This window comes from Haloferula sp. A504 (assembly GCF_044385805.1).
Taxonomy (GTDB): domain Bacteria; phylum Verrucomicrobiota; class Verrucomicrobiia; order Verrucomicrobiales; family Akkermansiaceae; genus Haloferula.
The window spans coordinates 1-21,440 of record NZ_JBISBU010000013.1 but is presented as its reverse complement, the minus strand read 5'-3'; the positions used below and the strand labels follow the sequence as shown (position 1 = coordinate 21,440).

Annotated in this window: 14 protein-coding genes; 13 read left to right on the top strand and 1 reads right to left on the bottom strand. The window is 63.7% G+C overall.

Going from position 1 to position 21,440, the window contains the following annotated elements; genetic code table 11:
- Positions 1 to 13: 13 nt before the first annotated feature.
- Positions 14 to 3,670 (bottom strand): hypothetical protein, encoded by a 3,657-nt coding sequence (locus ACG2LG_RS08650; protein WP_396258156.1) that lies wholly within the window; start codon positions 3,668 to 3,670, stop codon positions 14 to 16.
- Positions 3,671 to 4,034: 364 nt separating this feature from the next.
- On the opposite strand from ACG2LG_RS08650, the gene ACG2LG_RS08645 reads away from it, so the two are divergent.
- The 13 genes from ACG2LG_RS08645 to ACG2LG_RS08585 all read left to right on the top strand — a co-directional run bounded on the left by ACG2LG_RS08645 (position 4,035) and on the right by ACG2LG_RS08585 (position 21,364).
- Positions 4,035 to 4,814, top strand: coding sequence for an MlaE family ABC transporter permease (locus ACG2LG_RS08645; RefSeq protein WP_396258154.1), 780 nt, complete (start codon positions 4,035 to 4,037; stop codon positions 4,812 to 4,814).
- Positions 4,811 to 5,515: a hypothetical protein gene (locus tag ACG2LG_RS08640; RefSeq protein WP_396258152.1), complete on the top strand. Its 705-nt coding sequence runs from the start codon at positions 4,811 to 4,813 to the stop codon at positions 5,513 to 5,515. Before ACG2LG_RS08645 ends, ACG2LG_RS08640 begins: the two co-directional genes overlap by 4 nt.
- Complete coding sequence (locus ACG2LG_RS08635; RefSeq protein ID WP_396258151.1) at positions 5,500 to 6,510, top strand: MlaD family protein; 1,011 nt, start codon at positions 5,500 to 5,502, stop codon at positions 6,508 to 6,510. The genes ACG2LG_RS08640 and ACG2LG_RS08635 overlap by 16 nt, the downstream gene beginning before the upstream one ends.
- Entirely contained in the window at positions 6,503 to 7,315 is an 813-nt protein-coding gene (locus ACG2LG_RS08630; RefSeq protein WP_396258149.1) for a hypothetical protein, read from the top strand. The genes ACG2LG_RS08635 and ACG2LG_RS08630 overlap by 8 nt, the downstream gene beginning before the upstream one ends.
- A 123-nt stretch (positions 7,316 to 7,438) precedes the next feature.
- Positions 7,439 to 9,736, top strand: a complete 2,298-nt coding sequence (locus tag ACG2LG_RS08625) for an N-6 DNA methylase (RefSeq protein ID WP_396258147.1) — start codon at positions 7,439 to 7,441, stop codon at positions 9,734 to 9,736.
- Positions 9,737 to 9,887: 151 nt separating this feature from the next.
- Positions 9,888 to 11,009 (top strand): restriction endonuclease subunit S, encoded by a 1,122-nt coding sequence (locus ACG2LG_RS08620; RefSeq protein ID WP_396258145.1) that lies wholly within the window; start codon positions 9,888 to 9,890, stop codon positions 11,007 to 11,009.
- Positions 11,010 to 11,023: 14 nt separating this feature from the next.
- Positions 11,024 to 12,823 carry an ATP-dependent nuclease gene (locus ACG2LG_RS08615; protein ID WP_396258143.1) on the top strand — a complete coding sequence of 600 codons (1,800 nt, stop codon included), beginning with the start codon at positions 11,024 to 11,026 and terminating at the stop codon, positions 12,821 to 12,823.
- Positions 12,824 to 13,069: 246 nt separating this feature from the next.
- A complete protein-coding gene (locus ACG2LG_RS08610) occupies positions 13,070 to 14,224 on the top strand; it encodes an ImmA/IrrE family metallo-endopeptidase (protein WP_396258141.1) in 1,155 nt (384 codons plus the stop codon).
- Entirely contained in the window at positions 14,224 to 14,718 is a 495-nt protein-coding gene (locus ACG2LG_RS08605) for a DUF4411 family protein (RefSeq protein ID WP_396258139.1), read from the top strand. Before ACG2LG_RS08610 ends, ACG2LG_RS08605 begins: the two co-directional genes overlap by 1 nt.
- Positions 14,719 to 14,734: 16 nt before the next feature.
- Positions 14,735 to 17,674, top strand: a complete 2,940-nt coding sequence (locus ACG2LG_RS08600) for a type I restriction endonuclease subunit R (protein ID WP_396258137.1) — start codon at positions 14,735 to 14,737, stop codon at positions 17,672 to 17,674.
- Positions 17,675 to 17,740: 66 nt separating this feature from the next.
- Positions 17,741 to 18,313: an alpha-L-fucosidase gene (locus tag ACG2LG_RS08595; RefSeq protein WP_396258135.1), complete on the top strand. Its 573-nt coding sequence runs from the start codon at positions 17,741 to 17,743 to the stop codon at positions 18,311 to 18,313.
- Positions 18,314 to 18,460: 147 nt separating this feature from the next.
- On the top strand, positions 18,461 to 19,711 hold the full coding sequence (locus ACG2LG_RS08590) for an OFA family MFS transporter (RefSeq protein WP_396258133.1): 1,251 nt from the start codon (positions 18,461 to 18,463) through the stop codon (positions 19,709 to 19,711).
- Between the two features lie 36 nt (positions 19,712 to 19,747).
- Complete coding sequence (locus ACG2LG_RS08585; protein WP_396258131.1) at positions 19,748 to 21,364, top strand: sulfatase-like hydrolase/transferase; 1,617 nt, start codon at positions 19,748 to 19,750, stop codon at positions 21,362 to 21,364.
- Positions 21,365 to 21,440 lie beyond the last annotated feature (76 nt).

The window sequence follows — 21,440 nt, the reverse complement described above, 5'->3', positions numbered from 1 at the left end:
TAGATCGCCAGGATCAGACCTCATCCGGATGGAGCCAGCGGAAGCTCTCGATGACGAACCGACGTCCGAAGCGGCGGTTGGTGGCGGCCAGGTTGGTGTTCTCCACGAAGCGGCCGTTGTCGTCGATCGTCCTGGCCGGTTCTTCCGGTGGATTCACGGGATCCTGATACTCCGGAACCCGCTGGACGATGGCCTCGCACCAGGCGCGGGCGACCACGTTGCCGTTGCCGTCGAGGGCCTCGCCGTAGGTGCGGATCCGGAAGGTGTCGTCCCTCACGGAAAGGTGGTTGGCAATGGGCTTGAGGATGTCGGACTGGATGACGTAGCCGGGGATTCCCGCGAAGCGCGAGCCTTCCACCGCCTCCGGAGTGGAGAAGCCGTGACGGCCCAGGTCGCGGGCGCTCATCATGAAGTCCCCGCCGGCCTTGAAGGGGTAATTGATCGAGTCGGGATCCGGACTGTCGTCGTCGTAGTCGATCGCGCTTTGGAGGGCACCCATCAGGCCGAGTTCATCGTTGGAAAGCCGCCGGTTGATGAACTCCGAAAAGTTCAGGAAAGGACCGCGACGCTTGACCTGCTCGACACACTTCTCGGCGAGTGTCCGGAGCTGGTCGTCATCGAGGAAGCGCACGCCCGACCAGGCCCTGGTTCCATCGTCGCGGTTCACGCCCGTCGCCGGATCCGTCATCTCCTGGTCGGTCGTGGGCGTGTTGAAGCGCGAAACGGCGATCCGTTTTCCCGAAGGAACCTCGACGGGCCGGAGCCGCCCATTCTGATCGCGATAGACGAGTTGGCGTTCGCGGATCCCGGCAAAGAGGGCATGCCACGCGTCCACCGAGGTGCTGTTGACGTTGAACATGCCGTCAACCATCAGGTGCGCCGCGGCCTTGAGGTATCCGTCCTCGTCCTTCAACCGGGCTTTCACCTCTTCCGGAGTCTCCCCGGCGGGGTAATGGATGTAGCGTCCGCCCACCAGCGATTCCCCGTCGACCAGGCGATCCAGGTTCTGGTCGAGGCTGTCGGCCGACGAGGCACCCGGCCGGGTCTGGTCGGCGAGCGAGGAGAGGAAGTAGTCGTCCCACAGCGCGTCGTTGAGCAGCAGGACGTGGTCCCAGTAGTCGCAGTAGGCCTTGGTGTCGTTGAAGCTGATGTTGTCGAGCGGAGCTCCCCGGTTGGCGGGGTCGGCGCTGACCGAGTTGTTGAAGAACTTGTAAACGTCCTCCCGCGGAAGCATCGGGTGGATGAAGGAGTTGCCGATACCCGGACCGGTCACGCCGCTCTGGTAGGCGAGGGTCTTGTTGACGGCATAGTAGTAGGAAGCATCTCCCGTGTTGCTGCCGCCCCGGCTCTCGACCGAGTAGTCGGGATTCATTTTCAGGGGGTCGGCGTAGCCGGGATTGATCCGCATGCCGGCGAAGCCGGCGAGGCTGCCGACGGGCGCGGTGGGCAATTCGAGGGCGGGCACGGCGGTGACCTGCTCGAAGGGATTGGAGCCCGATCCGAGGAAGGCACGTTCCCCGATGTGGGCCACCACCTTCGGCAGTTCGGCATTCGACATCGGTCCGAAATTCATCACGTAGGGATTGTCGAGCCGCTGGGTGTGGGCGATCGTGTTGTTCTCGGAGATATACATGCCGTTGCCGAAGTAGAACGGGGGTGCCTGGATCCAGTTGCGGCACCGCCAGTCGCGGGCCCAGTTGATGCTTTCGTAGTCGAACTCGGAAAGACCCTTGAGCACCAATTGCGCGTACGCGACCGGCACGGGGTCCCTGTCGGTGAAGACCCAGCGCGCGATGTGGGCATCACCCGGCGGGGTCATCTGCGTGTAGGTCTGGCTCAGGTCGAACCAGTCGTTCTGATACATCACCGGGATGTTCCAGTTGAAGGCGCGGTCGCGATCCGAGTCCGCCAGCCAGAAGGGCGTGTGGCACAGCGATCCGGGCGTGTTTCCGTAGCTCACGTTGCCGCCCCAGATGGAGTGGTGGAACTGGATCCGGATGCCGGGTCTCTCGTCCTCGGTGTATCCGCTGTTCCGGCCGATGCGCATCAGGTCGCCGCCGTAGGCAGCGGGATCGAAGCCGGGAATGAGGCTTTCGGGGGCGAACTGGTTGCCCTGCTGGCTGATCGACGGGTGGGAGAACAGCCGGATCTCGCCCGGCCGGAAGACGATCTCACCGCCGCCGCCCGAGCGGAGGAAGGAGTGGGCGTTGCTGGTGAAGAGGCCGTCGGGTTCCTGCTGGGGGGTGTCGCGCAGGAAGAACTGCTTGCCCATCGGCAGCACCTGATAGGTCGAGCTGAGGGATCCCATCGTGTTGTCGGGAATGCGCAGCTCCACGTTGTAGGGATTCCAGTAGGTGAAGACCGGCGTGTAGACGAGGAACAGCCGGTAGCGGTAGGGATCGGAGCCCGAGCCGCTGCCACCGGCGATCTCGGTCATGAGGCTGTAGATGAAGGTCAGCTTCGCCAGGACCGGCACCCGGTGGTAGGAATTGTCGCCCCACCATTGGTTGCGGTTGGACCGGTCGCGGTAGAGAAGCGGCACCTGTGCCTCGGTCCAGGGTTCCGCCCCGTCCCACCGGAGGGCCCCCGAGGAGCCGATGCTTCCGGTGTTGGCATCGCTGGAGTTCCGATACATCCGGTAGTAGTGGCGAAGGTTGGTCCACGAGGCGAAGTGCCGTTCCGTGATCTTCGGGCCCTTGGCGAGAAGGTCCGGGCTCATCGGGCGGATCGAGGGCTCCTGATTGTCGCCATTGTCGTAGCGGTAGCGGTCGGGAAGATCGCGACTCTCTTTTTCCAGCAGCAGGCTGAGATCCTTCTTCAGGTGACCGGTCCGGACACTCACCAGCGGGGCCTTGCTGGTCGCGGTCAGGTCGAAGAAGTGGCGCGCCACCAATGCCGGATCGACCTCCGTGTTTCCGAGCGTGAGATGGGAAATCAGTTTGGCGGAGACTTTCCCGTCGTCATCGAGGGAGCGGAAGCCGGTGAGGGCGCCGACGCCGACTTCGTTGGTGCTGCCGTGGGCGGTTTCCCATTGGTCCGCCGCGAGGTCCCTCGGCCGGCTTGCGAGATCGATCTTGGCCCGGTGGTTTTCGGGCCCGATCCACCACGCGTATCGTCCGGCTCCGTCGACCTCGACAAGAGCGGCCCGGGTCACCTGATCCGGTTGGGTTTCGGCGCTGTCTCCCAGGCTGCCCTCGCCGACGAGGACCACGGAGTTTTCCTCGTTCCATCCGCTGAGCGAGTCCGGGGCGTCGGGATTGATCTCCGCATCCGGCGGCAGTGACAGCAGCCAGCGACGGAACATCGCCTCGCGGCGTGGAGTGTAGGTGTCGGCAATTTGCAGGCTGCCACCACCGTCGGGGCGCTCGTAGGAGGCATTGAGCCAGGAACCCCAGGAGTCGTAGCTGGCGAGCCAGCGGGACTGCGCGATTCCCTCGATGCGGGCCGACGTTTCATCGGCGTCGAAGATGGCCGACTCGGCGCTGATCCGCATGTCCGGCCCCATCTCCTTTTGGAGTTCTCCAAGTGCGACACTCAGGGCCAGCCGGGCATTGGCCCGGGCCTCGGCCATGGCCATGCTTTGATTGCTGCTCCGCAGGCTGATGGTCGAGAGGCTGAGCAGTCCGACGGCGAGCAGGGCCAGCAGCACCATCAGGGAAATGGTGATCACCAGCGCAAAGCCCCTGGCCGGACGAGCGGGGCGCGTTCGGGCAAGGGCGCTTGCCCGCTGCGGGGGGATGCTCCAATGGCATTGCATTGTAGATACCATGTCCGCGAGATTGCCGATCACGTCAAGGAGCAAGCAACGCCATCGCACGTTCGTGGGACGGCGCGGGGTGGACGGTCGGTGATGTGATCGGCCGCGTAGTGGCCACTCTCTCGATCTCCAGATCGGTCATGGGGTGATGCCGGGACCGCTGGCCCGCGTCGAAGGTGGATCGCGCCGCGCATCCTGCGAAAATCGGGGCATATCCCCGCGTCCGGCAAGGTGCGGCTCGTTTTCGGGGTTTCCGGGTGGCAGGCTGATCCATGCAATGAGTTCGAGTTCGCTTACCGGAACGCAGGTGGTTCGGTCGGTGGGCACGTTTGCGGCGCAGCTGATTGAGGTGATCGGCCACGCCGGCACTCATGTCTCCGCGCTCCGCCGGCCGGCGGTGCGGCTGGTGTTCCACAAGCAGGTCCTGTTCACCGGAATCCAGGCCCTGCTGCCGGTGGCGGTGGCGGGACTGGTCGTCGGAATCGCGCTGATGACCCAGATGCGCCTGCTGCTGGGCAGCGGGGTGGACCTGAACGTGAAGATGCTCCGGGTCGTGGTCCTGCGCGAGTTCGCCCCGCTTCTTACGGCGTTTATCGTACTTGGGCGCAGTGGGTCGGCGATGGCGGCCGAGATTTCCGGGATGAAGGTCCGGGGCGAGTTGCGCACGCTCTACCTGCTCGGCATCAGCCCCGGCGAGTATCTGCTCATGCCCCGCGTGATCGGCTGTGCGCTCGCCGTCCCGGCGCTGACGGTGGTGTTCCAGTTCGTGGCGGCGGTCGTGGGCCCGCTGGTGGCTTCCGTTTTCGTGAAGGTCGAGCTCACACCCTTCTACATGGAGCTTTTCACCGGGATCCGGCTCCTCGACGTGGTCCTGTCCCTGATGAAGACGACCATGCTGGGCCTGTCGATCGCCGGGGTGGCGTGTGCCACCGGGTGCTTCGTCCCGCCGGAGCCGACCTGGATTCCGCAGGCGGCGGAGCTTTCGGTCCTGAGGGGCTTCATCCTGATCCTCGGCGTCGATCTCGTCTTCGCCATCATCCACATCCTGCTTTCATGAATCAGCCGGTCCTTGAGGTGAAACTTGCGGAAGGAGAGTCCTCCGTTGCACTGGACTTCGGGATCGAAGCCGGGGCCGCCGCGATCCTCTCGTCGGGATCCAATCCGGTCCTGGATGAACTGCTGGAGCGGATTTCCGGGCTGGAGGGGCTTGCTGAAGACGACGTGCTGCTGGCGGGCGGGAGTCTCGTGCGTTGCAGGGAAAGGGTCTTGTTGGGACGACTCGAGGCATTGGGCTACGCCTCGGCGGAAGGGGGGCTGATCGCCAACCTGAGGGTTTGGGAGAACCTGCTGCTGCCCCGCCGGGCCCGGCTCGGTCCGGTGCCGGAGTCCACTGCGGAGGTGGAGAAACGCATCATCGAGGCATTCGCCCAAGCAGGCATCGAAGAGCAGCGGACCGTGGGCCTGATGCCCCAGGTGCCGGACCGGCTGAGTGCCCTCGAGCGGATCGTTTGCGCGCTGGTTCGCTGCCACCTCGCGGGATTCCGGTTGCTGGTCTGCGACCGGATCTTCGACCGCCTCGACGAGGGTCGGACGCGCCGGGTGGCGGCCCTGGTCGACTGGCTCGGCCGCCAGCACGAGGGCAGCGCGATGCTCGTCCTCAGGCATTCAACGCGTCCGGTGGAGAATTCATTCGGACTCAGGGCGTGGTCGCCCGTCAACTGCATCCAACTGGAGGAGAAATCATGGCTCGCTTCCTGAAAAACACCGATCCGAGGTTCCACCTTGTCGAACTGCGCTCCGGATTCTTTCTCGGCGTCATCCTGCTCGTTCTGTTAGGAGCGGTCGGCTTCGGAATCTGGAGGCAGGAGTGGTTCCGCGGGGCGAAGCACTACCGGATGACCGCGGAGACCAGCGAGGGCTTGCAGACGGGAATGGCCGTGCGGCTGAGTGGATTCCGGATCGGCAAGGTGGACGGGATCGAGCTGGTCGGTCCGGGCGAGGTGACCGTGAGTGTGAAGGTTTTCGACGAGTACGTTCACTACGTGAAAACCGACTCGCGGGCAGAGGTTCGCGGGGAGAACCTGATTGGCGACCGTTTCATCGAGCTGACGGCCGGCAGTGCCGGAGCTCCGCCCGCAGCGGAAGGCGCGGAGATCCAGATCGAGGCCGAGCCGACGATCGGGGCGATGGTCGAGGAATTGAAGGAGGAGTTCGAGCCGATCCTGGTGGGACTCGGAGGCGTGGCGGAGAAGCTGCCGCTGACGGTGGACCGGGTGGATCGCGTCATCGACGAGTCGCATGCGTTGGTCGTGGACCTGCGTCGCGAGGACGGCGACCTTCAGCAGGGCTTCGCCCGGCTCAGCGCGGCCCTGGCGGAGATCGAATCGCTGGTGGCGGAACTGCGGGCACCCGACAACGACATGATGAAGGGCATCGACCAGTTCGAGGATGCCACGCGGGCGATGAGCGAGCACCTCGACTCCATTCTGACCAAGCTCGACTCGGCCTCGGGCCGGCTGGATGAAACCCTGGCCAAGGCCGGCGGGCTGATCGATGAGGCCGACGGCGTGGTCGGGGGTCTTCGCGAGGCGGTCGACGTGGCCGGTCCCGAAGTGCCCGAGATGGTCCGCAAGAGCTCGCGGACGGTCGACAAGGCGGACGATGTGATGAGTGCGGTGCGCGACATGTGGCCGATCCGGGGCGGCGTGTCGAAGGACGATGGCAAAACCCTGAGGACCTCGAGCGATGATTGAGCGCTGGATGACGATGATGCTGGTGCTGCTGGCTGCCGGTTGCGCAGGTCCGGGAAATGCCGTTCCGCCGGTGGTGCGCGAGGCGCGCGAGCGGGCCGACGACGGCCACGATGCCTTCGCCGAAGGCCGGATCGAGGAAGCGACCCTGGCGTATGGCGAGGCCCTCTCGCGCTACCGTTCGATCGACGATCCGGTCGGGATCGTGCGCTCCCTGGTCAACATCGCCGTCGTCCGCAATGCCTCCGGGGCGAGGTCCGACGCGTCGGACTGTCTCGATGCGGTCGACCGCTACGTGGCGACACTTTCCCCCGGAGAGATCGATGGGGAACTCAACGAGTTGAGGGCCGAGGCGGCATGGATGCGGGCCTATCTCGAACTGGATGCCGGACGTCGTGGCAGCGCGTGGCGTGAGTTGGAGCGTGGTCGCGCGCTCGGCCCGCCACGCGGCATGCGGGGGCGCTTCGACAACCTGGAGGCACGCCTCCGTCTCGAGGAAGGCGATGCCGCCGGGGCCTTGTCCGTGGCCCGGCGGGCGGCGGGCATCAACCGCCGCGCCGGCGAACGCGCCGAGACAGCGGATTCCCACCGGCTGGGCGGCCGGGCGGCATTGGCCACCGGCGATGCCGTCGCGGCGCAAGCGGCTTTCGAAAGCGCCCTGGCGATCGACCGCGACCTCGCGCGGCCGGGCAAGGTGGCGGACGACCTCGAGGGGTTGGCCGACGCCGCGCGGGCGATGGGGCAGGCTGGAACGGCATCGGCCTTCGACGAGCGTGCCCGGCTTGCACGCCGCGCGGCGGGGGAGTGAGGTCCGCCCCGCCTTTGTCCCACCCCGCCATCCAGCCTTGTCCCCGGACGGCCACACCGTTAGACCTGACCCAGCCTCCGGGAAAGGTCGGCTCGCCGCCTTTCCTGGCCCGATTCTCCCACCATGGACCACTCCACCCACAACCAGATCGTCTCCTTCATCTGGGGCATCGCCGACGACGTCCTCCGCGACGTCTACGCCCGCGGCAAATACCGTGACGTCATCCTCCCCATGACCGTCCTCCGGCGGCTTGACGCCCTCCTGGAGCCCACCAAGGACGCCGTCCTCGAAATGAAGGCCTTCTGTGACAAGGAGGGCATCGAGGAGCAGGACGCCCCGCTGCAGGACGCCTCCGGCTACCCCTTCTACAACACCTCCAAGTTCACCCTCCGCGGCCTGCTCAAGTCGCCCACCAACCTCCGCGACGACTTCGAGGCCTACCTCAACGGCTTCTCGAAGAACGTCCAGGAGATCATCTCCAAGTTCAAACTCTACAACCAGCTTGACACACTCGAGGAAGCCGACGTCCTCTACATCCTGGTCGAGAAATTCCTCTCCCGGGACATCAACCTCTCCCCGGAGCCCTTCACCCGGCCCGACGGCACCGAGCTGCCGGGTCTCAGCAATCTCGGCATGGGCTACGTCTTCGAGGAGCTGATCCGCAAGTTCAACGAGGAGAACAACGAGGAGGCCGGCGAGCACTTCACCCCGCGGGAAATCATCCGCCTCATGTCGCGGCTGATCTTCCGCCCCATTGCCGACCAGATCGAGTCGGCCCCCTACCTCGTCTACGACCCTGCCTGCGGCACCGGCGGCATGCTCACCGAGAGCGAGGAATGGCTGCTCCACCTCGCCGACGAGCAGCAGAAGAAGGTCCAGATCCACCTCTACGGCCAGGAGATCAACCCCGAGACCTACGCCATCTGCCAGTCGGACATGCTCATCAAGAGCCGCCCCACCGACAACATCGGCTACGGCTCCACCCTCAGTGCCGACCGCTTCCCGCGGACCCGCTTCGACTTCATGCTTTCCAATCCGCCCTACGGAAAGTCCTGGAAGAACGACCTCGACAAGCTCTGCGGCGGCTCGAAGGACGACATGGTCGACCCACGCTTCCGCGTCACCACCGAGGACGGCGACGATCTCAACTTCACCACCCGCTCCTCCGACGGCCAGCTCATGTTCCTGGCCACCATGGTGGACAAGATGAAGCACGACACGCCGCTCGGCTCCCGCATTGTCTCGGTCCACAACGGCTCCGCCCTCTTCACCGGCGACGCCGGCCAGGGCGAGTCGAACTTCCGCCGCCACCTGATCGAAAGCGACTACCTTGAGGCCATCGTCGCCCTCCCGCTCAACCTCTTCTACAACACCGGCATCGCCACCTACCTCTGGGTCGTCTCGAACCGCAAGCCGGCCCACCGCCGGGGCAAGGTCCAGCTCATCGACGCCACCGCGGCCTTCTCCAAGCTCCGCAAAAATCTCGGCAAGAAGAACTGCGAGCTGCGGGACGAGCACCTCGAGCAGGTCATGGACGCCTTCATGGCCTTCGAGGAGCGGGAAGCCACTGAGGAGAACCCGGTGAAGTCGAAGATCTTCGACAACGCCGACTTCGGCTACTGGAAGATCGTCGTGGAACGCCCACTCCGGCTCTCCGTCCGCTTCAGCGACGAGGCCATCGATCCACTGCGCTTCCGCACCGGCCCCGACGACCTCCGCCGGCGGGCCTGGGACAAGCACGGCAACGCCCTCCTCGACCCCGCCCGGTTCAAGGAGCTGAAGCCCCGCCTCGAGAAGATGGCCGACGCCCACGAGCCCAAGCTCAAGACCAAGGCCCGCAAGCAGTTCCTCGACCCCAAGACCTGGCAGGCCGATGCCGACCTCCACGCCCTCGCCCAGGAGCTGCAGGAGTTCCTCGGGGCCGACCGGCAGTGGGATGACTTCGCCGCCTTCGAGAAGGACCTGAAGGCCGCCCTCAAGGACCTCGACCGGAAGCTCGCCACCGTCGAGAAGAAGGCCCTCCTCGCCGCCGTCACCTTCCGCAACCCGGATGCCGCTCCGGTCATCAAGAAGCGCCTCGCCAAGTATCACACCGAGGAAAGCCTCGAACGCGAGGCCCTCTATGGCACCTACAAGGACAAGGGCGGCTTCCTCCAGTATGAGTCCGACTCCGAGCTGCGGGACACGGAGCAGGTGCCACTCACCGAGCCCGGCGGCATCGAGGCTTACTTCCAGCGGGAGGTGAAGCCCCACGTCGGGGACGCCTGGATCGATGGCGAGAAGACCCAGATCGGCTACGAGATCCCCTTCACCCGCCACTTCTACGAATACCAGCCGCTCCGCCCGCTGGAGGAGATTGCCGAGGACCTCCGGGCCCTCGAAGCCGAGGCCGAACAACTGCTTGAGGAGGTGCTGGCGTAAGATGGCGGCAACTACACAGAATGGATGGCCAACGAAGCGAGCGAAGTTTCTCCTTCGCGAGATCGACGTTCGATCGGCTACTGGTGAAGAAGAGCTGCTTTCCGTCTCTCACGTAACTGGCGTCACACCGCGGTCGGAGAAGAATATCACCATGTTTGAAGCCGAGTCGTATGAGGGTTCAAAGCTCTGCTGGCCGGGGGATTTGGTGATCAACACGATGTGGGCGTGGATGTCAGCCCTCGGCGTCTCCAACTACCATGGAATAGTCAGTCCCTCCTATGGTGTCTACCGCCTCCACGATCCGCAGACCTACAACCCACGATTCCTGGACCTCCTTCTCCGAACACCTGAATATGCCGCGGAATACATGCGTCGCTCAACCGGCATCCGACAATCCCGACTACGGTTGTATCCGGAGGAATTTCTCCGGATTCCGCTACCCGTGCCACCTCGCCCCGAACAAGACGCCATCGTGGCGTATTTGGATGGGAAGCTCGAAGCGATCGACCGCTACCTGCGGGTGAAGGAGCGGGAGATTGCTCTCTTGGAAGAACGCAAGCGGGCCCTCATCCACCGGGCCGTCACCCGCGGCCTCGACCCCAACCCCAAACTCCAACCCTCCGGCATCCCCTGGCTGCCAGAGATTCCGGTGGGGTGGGAAGCATGGAGAATAGGTCACCTCGCCAGAGTCGGCAATGGGTCGACCCCTGCAAGGTCACAGCCGAGCTATTGGACGGAGGGAGCCTACCCGTGGCTTAACAGTGCATCAGTCAATCAAGGAACGATTACTGAGTCTGACCAATTTGTAACGCCGACAGCCTTACGAGAATGCCATCTTCCGATCGTGCCCCGGCATAGTGTGCTTGTTGCGATCACCGGACAAGGTAAGACCCGTGGCACAGCAGCCCTTCTCGACTTCGAGGCAACGATTAATCAGCATCTCGCCTTCATCACAATCACCAATCCACGACTCGTGCCGAGGTATCTCCACCTCGCACTTCGTGGTTTGTATGCCCAACTCAGGGCAATGAGCGATGATTCAGGGAGCACCAAGGGGGCCCTTACCTGCCACGACCTGAAGCACCTGAAGATCCCGATGCCACCGAAGAAGCTGCAATTGATGATCGTTGGGGAATGCAATGAGGAGGTGGAGAAAATCGACACCACCATCACCCGAGCCCGCCGTCAGATCAAGCGGATGCAGGAATACCGCACCGCCCTCATCGCCGAGGCGGTGACGGGGAAGATCGACGTGACGGACCGCCCGACCTGAACCAGACTGCCGCCATGCGCCTGCTCCACTACCTTGAGATCGAGAACTTCAAGCGTTTCGGGGAACGCCAGCGCATCGAGCTGGAGCACCCGGCGGTGCTCATCGGCCCGAACAACTGCGGCAAGACCAGTGCGATCCAGGCACTGGCCCTCTGGTCCTTCGGGATCAAGACCTGGTACTCCGGCCGCCGCGACTCGAAGGCCAGCGAGCGGGTCGCCACCGCCCTGAACCGGCTCAGCATCGTCTCGGTGCCGGTCACGCGGACGCGGTTCTTCTGGAAGGACGCCCGCGTCCGCACGGGCAATCAGCCGATCATCATGTCGATCACCGTCGGCGTGGAGTACAAAGGGAAGGTCCGGCCGGTGACCATGAAGTTCAAGTCTCAGTCGGACGAGCTCGCCTACTGCGAGCCGGGCGAGGATTGTTCCGAAGATCTCGACCTGATCCAGTATTCGGCTCGGCTGAACGTCGAGCTCCTCTATTCCATGTCCGGCATCGAGACCGAGGAACCGGTGATCAAGCCCGGGCGGATCAACGTCCTGCTCGGCCAGGGCCAGACCGCCCAGGTGCTGCGGAACCTGTGCTTGATCGTCGCCCGCGACACTCCCGACGACTGGAGGAGGATCACGGGCCTGATGAAGCGGCTTTTCGGGGCCGAGCTGATGAATCCGGTGGAGGATGAAGTGCGCGGCGTGGTCGAGCTTTTCTACCGCCAGCCCGAGGTCAAGGAGGCGCTGGATATCAGCATGGCAGGCCGTGGCTTCCAGCAGATGCTGCTTATTCTCTCCTACTTGTTTTCCCACAAGCGCAGCATCCTGCTGATTGATGAACCGGATGCTCATCTGGAGATCCTTCGGCAGCGGCAAGTCTATGTGCTGCTACGCGATGTGGCGCACCGAAACGAGTCGCAGGTGGTCATGGTCACCCATTCCGAGGTGGTGCTCAATGAGGCGATCGATACCAACCTGACGCTGATTCTGGACGGCCAGACCGATCAGGTCGGCGGCTCGGAGATGATCCGGAATTCCTTGAAGCACTTCGGGGCCGAGCATTACGTCAGGGCTCGCCAGACAGGGACGGTGCTCTACGTCGAAGGGAGCACGGATATCGACATGCTCCGGGGCTTCGCCCGCAAGCTCGATCATCCGGTTGCAGAGGTTCTGGAACAAGGCAGTCGGCTGAACACCTACTACCTCCAGGACAACTATCCGCAAGCTGAACGTGAGGTCGAACAGGAGTTGGAACGGGTGGAAGGCGGCTACGGGATTTCGGCCCGGAAGCACTTCTTTGCGCTCCGCGACATGGTCCCGAACCTGCGGGGCCTCGCGCTGAGGGATGGCGACGCCCGTCGCGGATCGACCGAAGGCGAGGAAGGCGGCTTCCGCGAGCACGTCTGGAAGCGATACGAGCCGGAGAACTACTTCGTGACCCCCGAATTGCTGTCAGCCTACGCGATGCGGCACCTCGACGATCAGGAACTGTTCGAGGGCTTCCGGCCGGTGATCGACGAGATTCAGCGGGAGCTGCTGCTGGAGCGGGTCTTTGGCGGAGCCGAGGAGGATCTCTCCGCCTACCTCGAAGCGGAACCGAACCAGAAGAGCCTGATCTGGCGGGCCCAGACATCGGGCGTCAAACTGAGCGATTTCGCCGAAGAGTTTTTCCGCCGCCTCGCCGCGAAGAGCGGCACCCGGATGCTGCTCCGCAAAGGGGAACTCCATCTTCTTATCGACGAATGCTCGGGAGAGCACTTCAACGGGGAGATTCGGGAAGTGCTGGATTTGATAGCCCAACTACTTTCCCCCGCGAAGGCATGAAGGGGGCCTTGCGGCCCCCGGTGGAATCCTACTACCCGGTCAAGCCAGCATTCAGGCCAGCATTCAGATTTGTCGTGAGCATAAGCTCGCCATTTCTCATATCAAGATCCCAATGTCCCAGCCCCGTTACTCCGTCAATCAGCACCCGATCCAGACGCTCCTGAGCTGGATCGAGGCCGGCGACCTGACCCAGATGCCGTCCGGTTCGACATCCTAGAGCCCCTGCGATAATCTGCCTCGACGCCAATGAAGATCACTCTCCAACCTGAAGTGCTCGCCTGGGCCCGCGACCGCGGCCAGCTCAGCCGCGAGGACTTGGCGAAGAAGGTTGGCACGAGCGTCGAGAAGGTCGCTGGCTGGGAGGAGGAAGGTGAGCTGACCTGGAAGCAGGCCGAGAAGGTCGCCGCGGCGACCCGAACGCCTTTCGGGTATTTGTTCCTGGAGTCTCCGCCGGAAGAACGGCTGCCGATTCCGGACTTCCGGACCCACCGTGGCAGAGCAGTCGGACGGCCGAGCCCCGACTTGATTGACGTCCTCCATCAGAGCTTGAGGCGACAGGACTGGTTCCGGGATTATCTTGTCGCCGAGGAAGAGGAGCCGCTGGGTTTTGTTAACAGCGTGGATGTCGGCCAGTCCCCTGAGAGGGTTGCCACCGCGATTCGCCGCGAACTCGGTTTTCACCCGTCCGAAAGCACCGAGCGAACGCTCGAGGGCGTCTTGAACGACCTTTGTGCTGCGATCGAGGCCATCGGGATTCTGGTCGTGCGGGCCGGTATTGTCGGAAATGCGACACGGCGAAAACTGGACCCCGAGGAGTTCCGCGGGTTTGCCTTGGTCGATGAATACGCTCCGCTGATCTTTGTGAATGCTGCGGACTTCAAGGCCGCCCAGATCTTCACCTTGATCCACGAAGTCGTACATCTGTGGGTGGGGCAGTCCGCCATTTTCAACTTGGAGAACACGTACAGCCCCCGCGATCAGCGTGTGGAGGCGTACTGCAACGCGGTTGCTGCCGAGTATTTGGTCCCGATCCAAGAGCTCCGGGAACTGGTTCAGCAAGACGAGTCCGAGCCCGGTCAACTCGTCGAAAGGCTCCGCAGACGGTATCGGGTCAGCGACCTTGTGATTATCCGCCGTCTCCACGACATCGGGCAGATCAATCGCAACCAGTTCAAGGCTTGGTATGAGGAGCGGCTCGATCAGCATGCCGATTCTCCGAGGGCTTCCGGTGGCGACTTTTACAGGAACCAGCCGGGCCGAATAGGTCCCCGGTTTTCCCGGGCTCTTGTGGCCAGCACGCTCGAGGGGCGAACGTTGATTCGTGACGCTCTTTCTCTGTTGGGCTTCAGCAAGGTAGAGACGTTTCGGAAGTTTGCCAGCGAACTCAAGTTCTCGGTGTGATGGCGTACCTTCTCGATTCCAACACGCTGATCGAAGCCAAGAACGCTCACTACTCTTTTGAGGTGTGCCCCGGTTTTTGGGACTGGTTGGTGCTCAAGATCGGAGAAGGTTCCGTCCTGAGTATCGAGGCGGTGTCGACCGAACTGCGTCGTCAAACGGATGAACTTTCGGAGTGGGCGGTAAGGGACGCCTCCGGGATGTTTCTCGCACCCGATGCCGCGACCGCCGTAGCGATGAGGGAGGTTACGGCTTGGGTGATGGCCCAGGACTACAAGGAGGAACACCGGGCCAACTTCTTCGCAAAGGCGGATCCGCTCTTGATTGCCTGTGCAAAAGCCCACGATCACAAGGTCGTCACCCACGAAGTTCCGGTCCCGGAGAATAGCCGCAAGGTGAAGATCCCGAACGTGTGCCAAGCCATGGACGTCGAGTGGACGAACCTGTATTCGATGCTCCGGGCTGAGCGTGCCCGGTTCGTGCTGGCGACTGACTAATCCGATTCTCGGCCCCATGCCCTCCTCCCTCAACGAAGCCTCCCTCGAAGCCCTGATCGAGTCTCACCTGCTCGACGCCAACGGCTACGCGAAGGGCGACCCGGCCGACTACGACCGCACGCTGTGCCTCGACGTGCCGCACTTGATGGGATTTCTCGAGGCCACCCAGCCCGAGATCGTGAAGAAGCTCGGGATCGGGCAGGAGGAAGCATCACGCACCAAGTTCCTGTCCCGCCTTTCTGCCGAGATCCGGAAGCGGGGTGTGGTGGACGTGCTTCGCAGCGGCTTCGGGCATCAGGCCGTGGCCAAGATCCGCCTCTACTACCCGACCCCCAGTGCCCACAACGAGCAGGCCGGGAAGAATCACGCCGCCAACCGGTGGGTGGTCACCCGTCAGCTCCGCTACTCCCAGGACGAGCAGGCCCGCTCGCTCGACATGGTGGTCTTCCTCAACGGACTCCCGATCGCCACCTTCGAGCTGAAGAACTCGCTCACCAAGCAGTCCACCAAGGACGCGATCCGCCAGTATCAACGGGACCGCCCGACCACCGAGCCGCTCTTCAAGTTCGGGGTCTGCCTGGTGCATTTCGCCGTTGATGACCAGACGGTGGCTTTCTGCACCGCCCTCGCCGACGAGCGGTCGGTCTTCCTCCCCTTCAACAAGGGCTGGAAGGACGGAGCCGGCAACCCGCCGAATCCCGACGGACTCAAGACCGACTACCTGTGGAAGGAGATTCTCACCAAGGAGGTCTTCGGCCGCATCATCGAGAAGTTCGCCCAGATCATCACCGAGGAGGACCCCAAGACGAAGCGGAAGAAGCGGAAGCAGATCTTCCCCCGCTACCACCAGCTCGACGTGGTGACCAAGCTCCTTTCCGATGCCGCGACCAACGGCCCGGGGAAACGCTACCTCGTCCAGCACTCCGCCGGCTCCGGAAAGTCGAACTCGATCACCTGGCTCGCCCACCAGCTCACCGAGCTACGCGGCCAGGTAGCCACCGATCCGGTCTTCGACTCCATCATCGTCGTCACCGACCGCCGGGTCCTCGACAAGCAGCTCCGCGACAACATCGCCCAGTTCGCCCGCGTCGCCGGCGTCGTGGAAGCCATCACCCAGGGCTCCAAGCAGCTCAAGTTGGCCCTCCAGAACGGGAAGAAGATCATCATCACCACGATCCAGAAGTTCCCCTTCGTTTGCGATGACATCCGCTCACTGCCCGGCAACAACTTCGCGATCATCATCGACGAGGCCCACTCCAGCCAGGGCGGGCAGACCGCCGCCAAGCTCAACGAGACCCTCCGGGACGACGACGAAGAGTTCTACGAGACCGACGAAGACCGACTGAACAAGATCATCGAAAGCCGCAAGTTTCTCGATAACGCCAGCTACTTCGCCTTCACCGCCACGCCCAAGAACAAGACCCTCGAGCTCTTCGGCGTGAAGCAGCCGGACGGGACCTTCGGTCCCTTCCACCCCTACACCATGCGGCAGGCCATCGACGAGGGCTTCATCCTCGACGTGCTGCAGAACTACACGACCTGGTCGAGCTACTACAAGCTGCTCAAGAAGGTCGAGGACGACCCCGAGGTTGATGCCCGCAAGGCCCGAAAGAAGCTGAAGAAGTTCGTGGAAAGCCACGAGCACGCCATCCGCATGAAGGCCGAGATCATGGTCGACCACTTCCACGACGAGGTGATCGCCAAGCGGAAGATCAACGGCAAGGCCAAGGCGATGGTCGTGACTTCCGGGATCGAGCGGGCGATCCAATACAAGCTCGCCATCGTCGCCTACCTCGCCGAACGACGGAGCCCCTACAAGGCCCTGGTCGCCTTTACTGGAGAGAAGAAATACCAGGACGAGAAATACACCGAGGACAGCATGAACGGCTTCGCCGGGGCCAAGATCCCCGACGAGTTTGAGAAGGAAGAATACCGCTTCCTGATCGTCGCCGAGAAGTTCCAGACCGGCTTCGACCAGCCGCTGCTCCACACCATGTATGTGGACAAGGAGCTGGCCGGCGTGCAGGCGGTTCAGACACTGTCACGGCTCAATCGCACCATCCCGGGTGTGAAACGCGACACCTTCGTTCTCGACTTCCACAACGACGCCGAACCAATCCGCAAGTCCTTCGAGCCCTACTACAAGACGACGATCCTCAGCGAAGAGACCGACCCCAACAAGCTCCACGACCTCAAGGCCGAACTCGATGCCGCCCAAGTCTACGGACAGGAAGAGGTGGACACCTTCGTCTCGAAGTTTCTCCAGGACGCGTCCCGCTACGACCTCGATGTGATCCTCGACGCCTGTGCCGCCTGCTACAAGGAGGAGCTCGACGAAGACGGACAGATCAAGTTCAAGGGCAACGCCAAGGCCTTCGTGCGGACCTACAATTTCCTCGGCGGCATCCTGCCCTTCAAGAACCTGGAATGGGAGAAGCTGGCGACCTTCCTCCGCTTCCTGGTCCACAAACTCCCTTCACCAGAGGATCCCGACCTTGCCGCCGGCATCATGGAGGCAATCGACATGGATTCCTACCGGGTCGAGAAGCAGGCCACCAACGACATCATCCTCGAAGGCGATGAGACGCTGGAGCCGGTCCCTGTCGGCGGTGGCGGCGGGAGGCAGGAGCCCGATTTCGACCTGCTCTCGAACATCATCAGGAGCTTCAACGACCAGTTCGGCAACATCGCCTGGGAGGACGAGGACCGCCTGCGGAAGACCATGAACGAGCTGCAGCAGAAGATCCGGGGCAACGAGAGCTTCCAGAACGCCAAGTCCAGCAAGCAGAACGAGCAGACCATCCGCATCGCCCACGACGACGCCCTCAAGACGGCCATGCTCGGCCTGATGAAGGACCACACCCAGCTCTACAAGCTCTACGCCAACAACAAGGACTTCAAGCGAGCCCTCGCCGACGCCCTCTTCCGCCTGACGATGGGGGATGAGGTGGCGTGAGGTGGGTGGATGTCGGAGGAGGCGGTCGATTAACAGGAGGTGGTGGAAGACAGCCGTATCGCCGCCATGCAACGACGCCAGTTTCTCACCACGACCACGGCGGCGGCATCGACCGCCCTTGCCGGTCCCCTGTTTGCTGGGAACGGTCGCGCGGAGGTGCCACCCCATCTCGCCCACTTTGCCACCGCCTTGCATCGCAGGCCCATCGACGCCGCATTGGCCTGGTTCGGGCAGGCGGAGTTCGGGCTCTTCATGCACCACGGGCTCTACTCCATCCTCGGGCGCCACGAGTGGGTGATGTTCCGTGAGAAGATCCCGGTGAAAGACTACGAGAAGCTCACCGGGCGCTTCGATCCGGAGAAATTCGACACCGACTTCATCACCGACCTCGTCGCCCGGGCATGGGCCGCCAACAAGGACAAGCACAACGAGATCTGCGACACCCAACAGCCGCAGGGCCGGGGCTACATGAAGGCCGACGAGGCTCGGCACAAGACGCCGGATCAGGTCATGGGCATGCTGAAGAAGGCCCGCTCGATGAACTGCAAACTGCTGCTGAACACCGGGCCGCTGCCGGATGGGGCCATCCATCCCGATGACATCGCCACCCTGCGCGAGGGGGGAAAACGTAGGGATTAGTGGCTTTCCGGCAAACGGAACGTGATTGTCCGATCGGAAGTCCGCCGGGTTTCTGATTCCCTGCGCACGGATTTTGCGTGGCTTCTAACGAACCGGGTCAGGCGGCATGAACGCGGCGCCCCCTGGGGCCAACGGGGGTGTAAAGCCATGCCTACCGAAGAAACACCCACCGCCGCCCGCATCGACATCGTCATCGCGGCCATCGCGATCCAGTACTGCCTCGGCGCGATCTACGCCTGGTCGACCTTTACCCCGACGCTTCAGGATGTGGGATGGACGGTCAGCCAGACCCAGAACGTGTTCTCGGCGGGCCTGGTCACCTTTGCCATCGTGATGGTGCTGGCCGGTCGGTTGCTGCCGAAGTTCGGCCCGCGCAACGTCTGCATGGCGGGCGGGGCCCTGCTCGGGCTCGGCTACATTCTGGCGGGACTGTTCGGAGGCACGAGCTACCCGCTCCTGTTCATCTTCATCGGCATCATGGGCGGTGCCGGCATCGGTCTCTCCTATGTCGTGCCGATCGCCGTCGGGGTCCGCTGGTATCCCCACCGCAAGGGGCTCATCTCCGGCCTCGCGGTGGCCGGCTTCGGCTTCGGCGCGATGCTGTGGATCAAGCTTGCCGGCGAGTGGGGGCACCTGCTGGACACCATCGGTATCGGAGGAACCTTCATCGCCTACGGCATCACCTTCATCCTGGTGATCGGCATCGGAAGCCTGTGGATGTTCTATCCGCCCGAGGGCTGGGCGCCGCCGGTTGCGACAAAGGCCAAGGCGGCACCGGTCGACGACGGCCCCGGGCTGGAAAGCGGCGCGATGCTACGAACTCCGCAGTACTTCACCATCCTGCTGTCCTTTGCCTTCGGTGCGGCGGCGGGCCTGATGAGCATCGGGATCATGAAGCAGTTTCCGAAGGAGGCGTTGGTCGAGTCCGGGTATGACCTCGAGAAGGCCCTCGCCCTGGCAGGCACGGCGGCGGCGGTGTACTACGCGCTGGCCAACGGCCTCGGCCGCATCATCTGGGGGATGATCGGCGACAAGCTCGGCTGCAAGCGCTCGATCATCCTGATGTCCATCCTGCAGGGGCTGATCGTCTACTGCTTCCAGTTCATGGCCGGAACGCCCTTCCTGCTGTTCATCGGAGCGGCGCTGATCGGTTTCAACTACGGGGGCATCTTCGCCTTGTTCCCGACCATCACGGCGGAGACCTTCGGGGCAAAGCACATCGGGCAGAACTACGGCTGGGTGTTCCTTGCCTATGCGATCGGCGGCCTGATCGGCCCCGTGCTGGCCGGCAAGCTCGGCGACCTGGGCAACTTCCCGCTCGCCTTCACGATCTGCGGCGTTCTTTGCGTGATCGCCGGACTGATCGTGCTGCCGCTGAAGAGGCCCAAGGCGGCTTGATTGAAATATCGGCGGCCGGGAGTCCTTAATGGAAAGATGCTCTCCCGTCTGCTTCCCACGAGTTTCGCTGCGATCGGCCTAGCCGTCGCTGCGGAACCTTCCTCCTTCGCCACGGCTTCGGCGGACAAGCCCTCCTTCGCCACGGCTTCGGACGGCAGGCCCAATGTCATCGTCTTCATGGTCGATGACCTCGGCTGGAACCACATCAGCGCCGAACAGCCGACGCTGGGGACGGCGCCGGCGGTCTATCAGACCCCCAGCCTCGAGAAGCTGGCGGCGGGCGGAGTGAGTTTCACCCACGCCTACGCCCAGCCGAACTGCGCGCCGACCCGCGCCGCGATGCTCACCGGCCAGTATCCGGCGCGCATCCACAACGACGTCTATGTGGTCGGCAGCCTCAACCGCTATGGTCGCGGCGGCATCTCCAAGCAGGATGCGAAGTTTCTCGGCGCGGAGCAGACCGAGGACGTCGCCGCGGAGGCGGTGACCCTCGCCGAGGCGCTCAAGAAGAACGGCTACACCACGGCTCACATCGGGAAGTATCACGTCGGCGGTCACTCCGGCCCGGAGACGTTGCCGCAGAAGCAGGGCTTCGACATCAATCTCGGTGGTCATCAGCAGGGTCACCAGCCGACCTGTTTCGCCACGAAGCAGAAGGACGGATGGGGCTTCAAGGGCGTCGGGCTCGGCCACTTCGACCGCTGGGCGGCGCCGTATGACGCGGCCTACCTGAAGAAGCGCGGGCTGCCGGAGTCCTTGGCCGGCACCCCCAAACACATCAGCGACGCCCTTGGCGATGCCCTCGGGGAAACCGTCGGCACCCTCGCCGCCGGCGGCAAGCCCTTCTACCTGCAGTTCCACACCTATGCCGTGCACGGACCCGTGCGGGCGCGGCCCGACCTGCGCGAGGCGGCGGCGAAGCGGGCGTCCGACAACCGCCAGGCCGAGTATCTCGGCTTCATCGCCGGCGTCGACGAGAACGTCGGCCGACTGCTCGACCTGCTCGAGGATCCGGATGGCGACGGGGATCCCGCCGACTCGATCGCCGGTAACACCGTCGTTCTTTTCACCTCCGACAACGGGGGCACGCACGCCAGCAACGCCCCGCTGAAGGGCGTGAAGGGCATGTTCACCGAAGGCGGAACGCGGGTGCCGCTGATCGCGTATTGGAAGGGCAGGCTGCCCGCCGGCAGGACCAGCGACCGCATGGTGCACGCGGTCGACTACTACCCGACCTTGCTCGAACTCGCCGGGGGCGGGTGGACGCCGCCGGTTGCCGATCATCCGCTGGATGGGGAGTCTTTCGCCAAGGAGATGCTCGAGCCGGGCACGGATGCCGACCGCGGTCCGGTGTTCTTCCTGTTTCCCGGCTACCTCGACCGCCGTGCCCAGCCGGGCGCCTGGGTGGTCGATGAGATCGGCGGCAAACGTTTCAAGGCCTGCTATGACTATGAGACGGATGCGTGGTCGCTGTTCTGCCTGACCGACGATCCGGGGGAGGCGAAGGATCTCGGGGCCACGGAACCCGAGATGGTGAAGTCATTGGCAGGCAGGCTCGATGGCTGGTTGCGCGAGGACCACCCGACCTGGCAGCCGAAGTATCCGATCCGCAAGAGCGACGGGGAATCTGCCGGGCCGCCGCCGCTGCCCTGACGCTGTGAGTCGGGAGGTCGGTGGGTGCCGTTGAAAGGGGTGAGCAAGCGGACGTGGCCGGGCCTTCCAGGCCCGT

What these genes read in the sequence shown, in the direction of transcription:
- ACG2LG_RS08630 (WP_396258149.1), top strand. Translation starts at nt 6,503, where the DNA reads ATGATTGAGCGCTGGATGACGATGATGCTGGTGCTGCTGGCTGCCGGT.
- ACG2LG_RS08625 (WP_396258147.1), top strand. Translation starts at nt 7,439, where the DNA reads ATGGACCACTCCACCCACAACCAGATCGTCTCCTTCATCTGGGGCATC.
- ACG2LG_RS08615 (WP_396258143.1), top strand. Translation starts at nt 11,024, where the DNA reads ATGCGCCTGCTCCACTACCTTGAGATCGAGAACTTCAAGCGTTTCGGG.
- ACG2LG_RS08635 (WP_396258151.1), top strand. Translation starts at nt 5,500, where the DNA reads ATGGCTCGCTTCCTGAAAAACACCGATCCGAGGTTCCACCTTGTCGAA.
- ACG2LG_RS08640 (WP_396258152.1), top strand. Translation starts at nt 4,811, where the DNA reads ATGAATCAGCCGGTCCTTGAGGTGAAACTTGCGGAAGGAGAGTCCTCC.
- ACG2LG_RS08600 (WP_396258137.1), top strand. Translation starts at nt 14,735, where the DNA reads ATGCCCTCCTCCCTCAACGAAGCCTCCCTCGAAGCCCTGATCGAGTCT.
- ACG2LG_RS08605 (WP_396258139.1), top strand. Translation starts at nt 14,224, where the DNA reads ATGGCGTACCTTCTCGATTCCAACACGCTGATCGAAGCCAAGAACGCT.
- ACG2LG_RS08620 (WP_396258145.1), top strand. Translation starts at nt 9,888, where the DNA reads ATGTTTGAAGCCGAGTCGTATGAGGGTTCAAAGCTCTGCTGGCCGGGG.
- ACG2LG_RS08595 (WP_396258135.1), top strand. Translation starts at nt 17,741, where the DNA reads ATGCAACGACGCCAGTTTCTCACCACGACCACGGCGGCGGCATCGACC.
- ACG2LG_RS08610 (WP_396258141.1), top strand. Translation starts at nt 13,070, where the DNA reads ATGAAGATCACTCTCCAACCTGAAGTGCTCGCCTGGGCCCGCGACCGC.
- ACG2LG_RS08585 (WP_396258131.1), top strand. Translation starts at nt 19,748, where the DNA reads ATGCTCTCCCGTCTGCTTCCCACGAGTTTCGCTGCGATCGGCCTAGCC.
- ACG2LG_RS08645 (WP_396258154.1), top strand. Translation starts at nt 4,035, where the DNA reads ATGAGTTCGAGTTCGCTTACCGGAACGCAGGTGGTTCGGTCGGTGGGC.
- ACG2LG_RS08590 (WP_396258133.1), top strand. Translation starts at nt 18,461, where the DNA reads ATGCCTACCGAAGAAACACCCACCGCCGCCCGCATCGACATCGTCATC.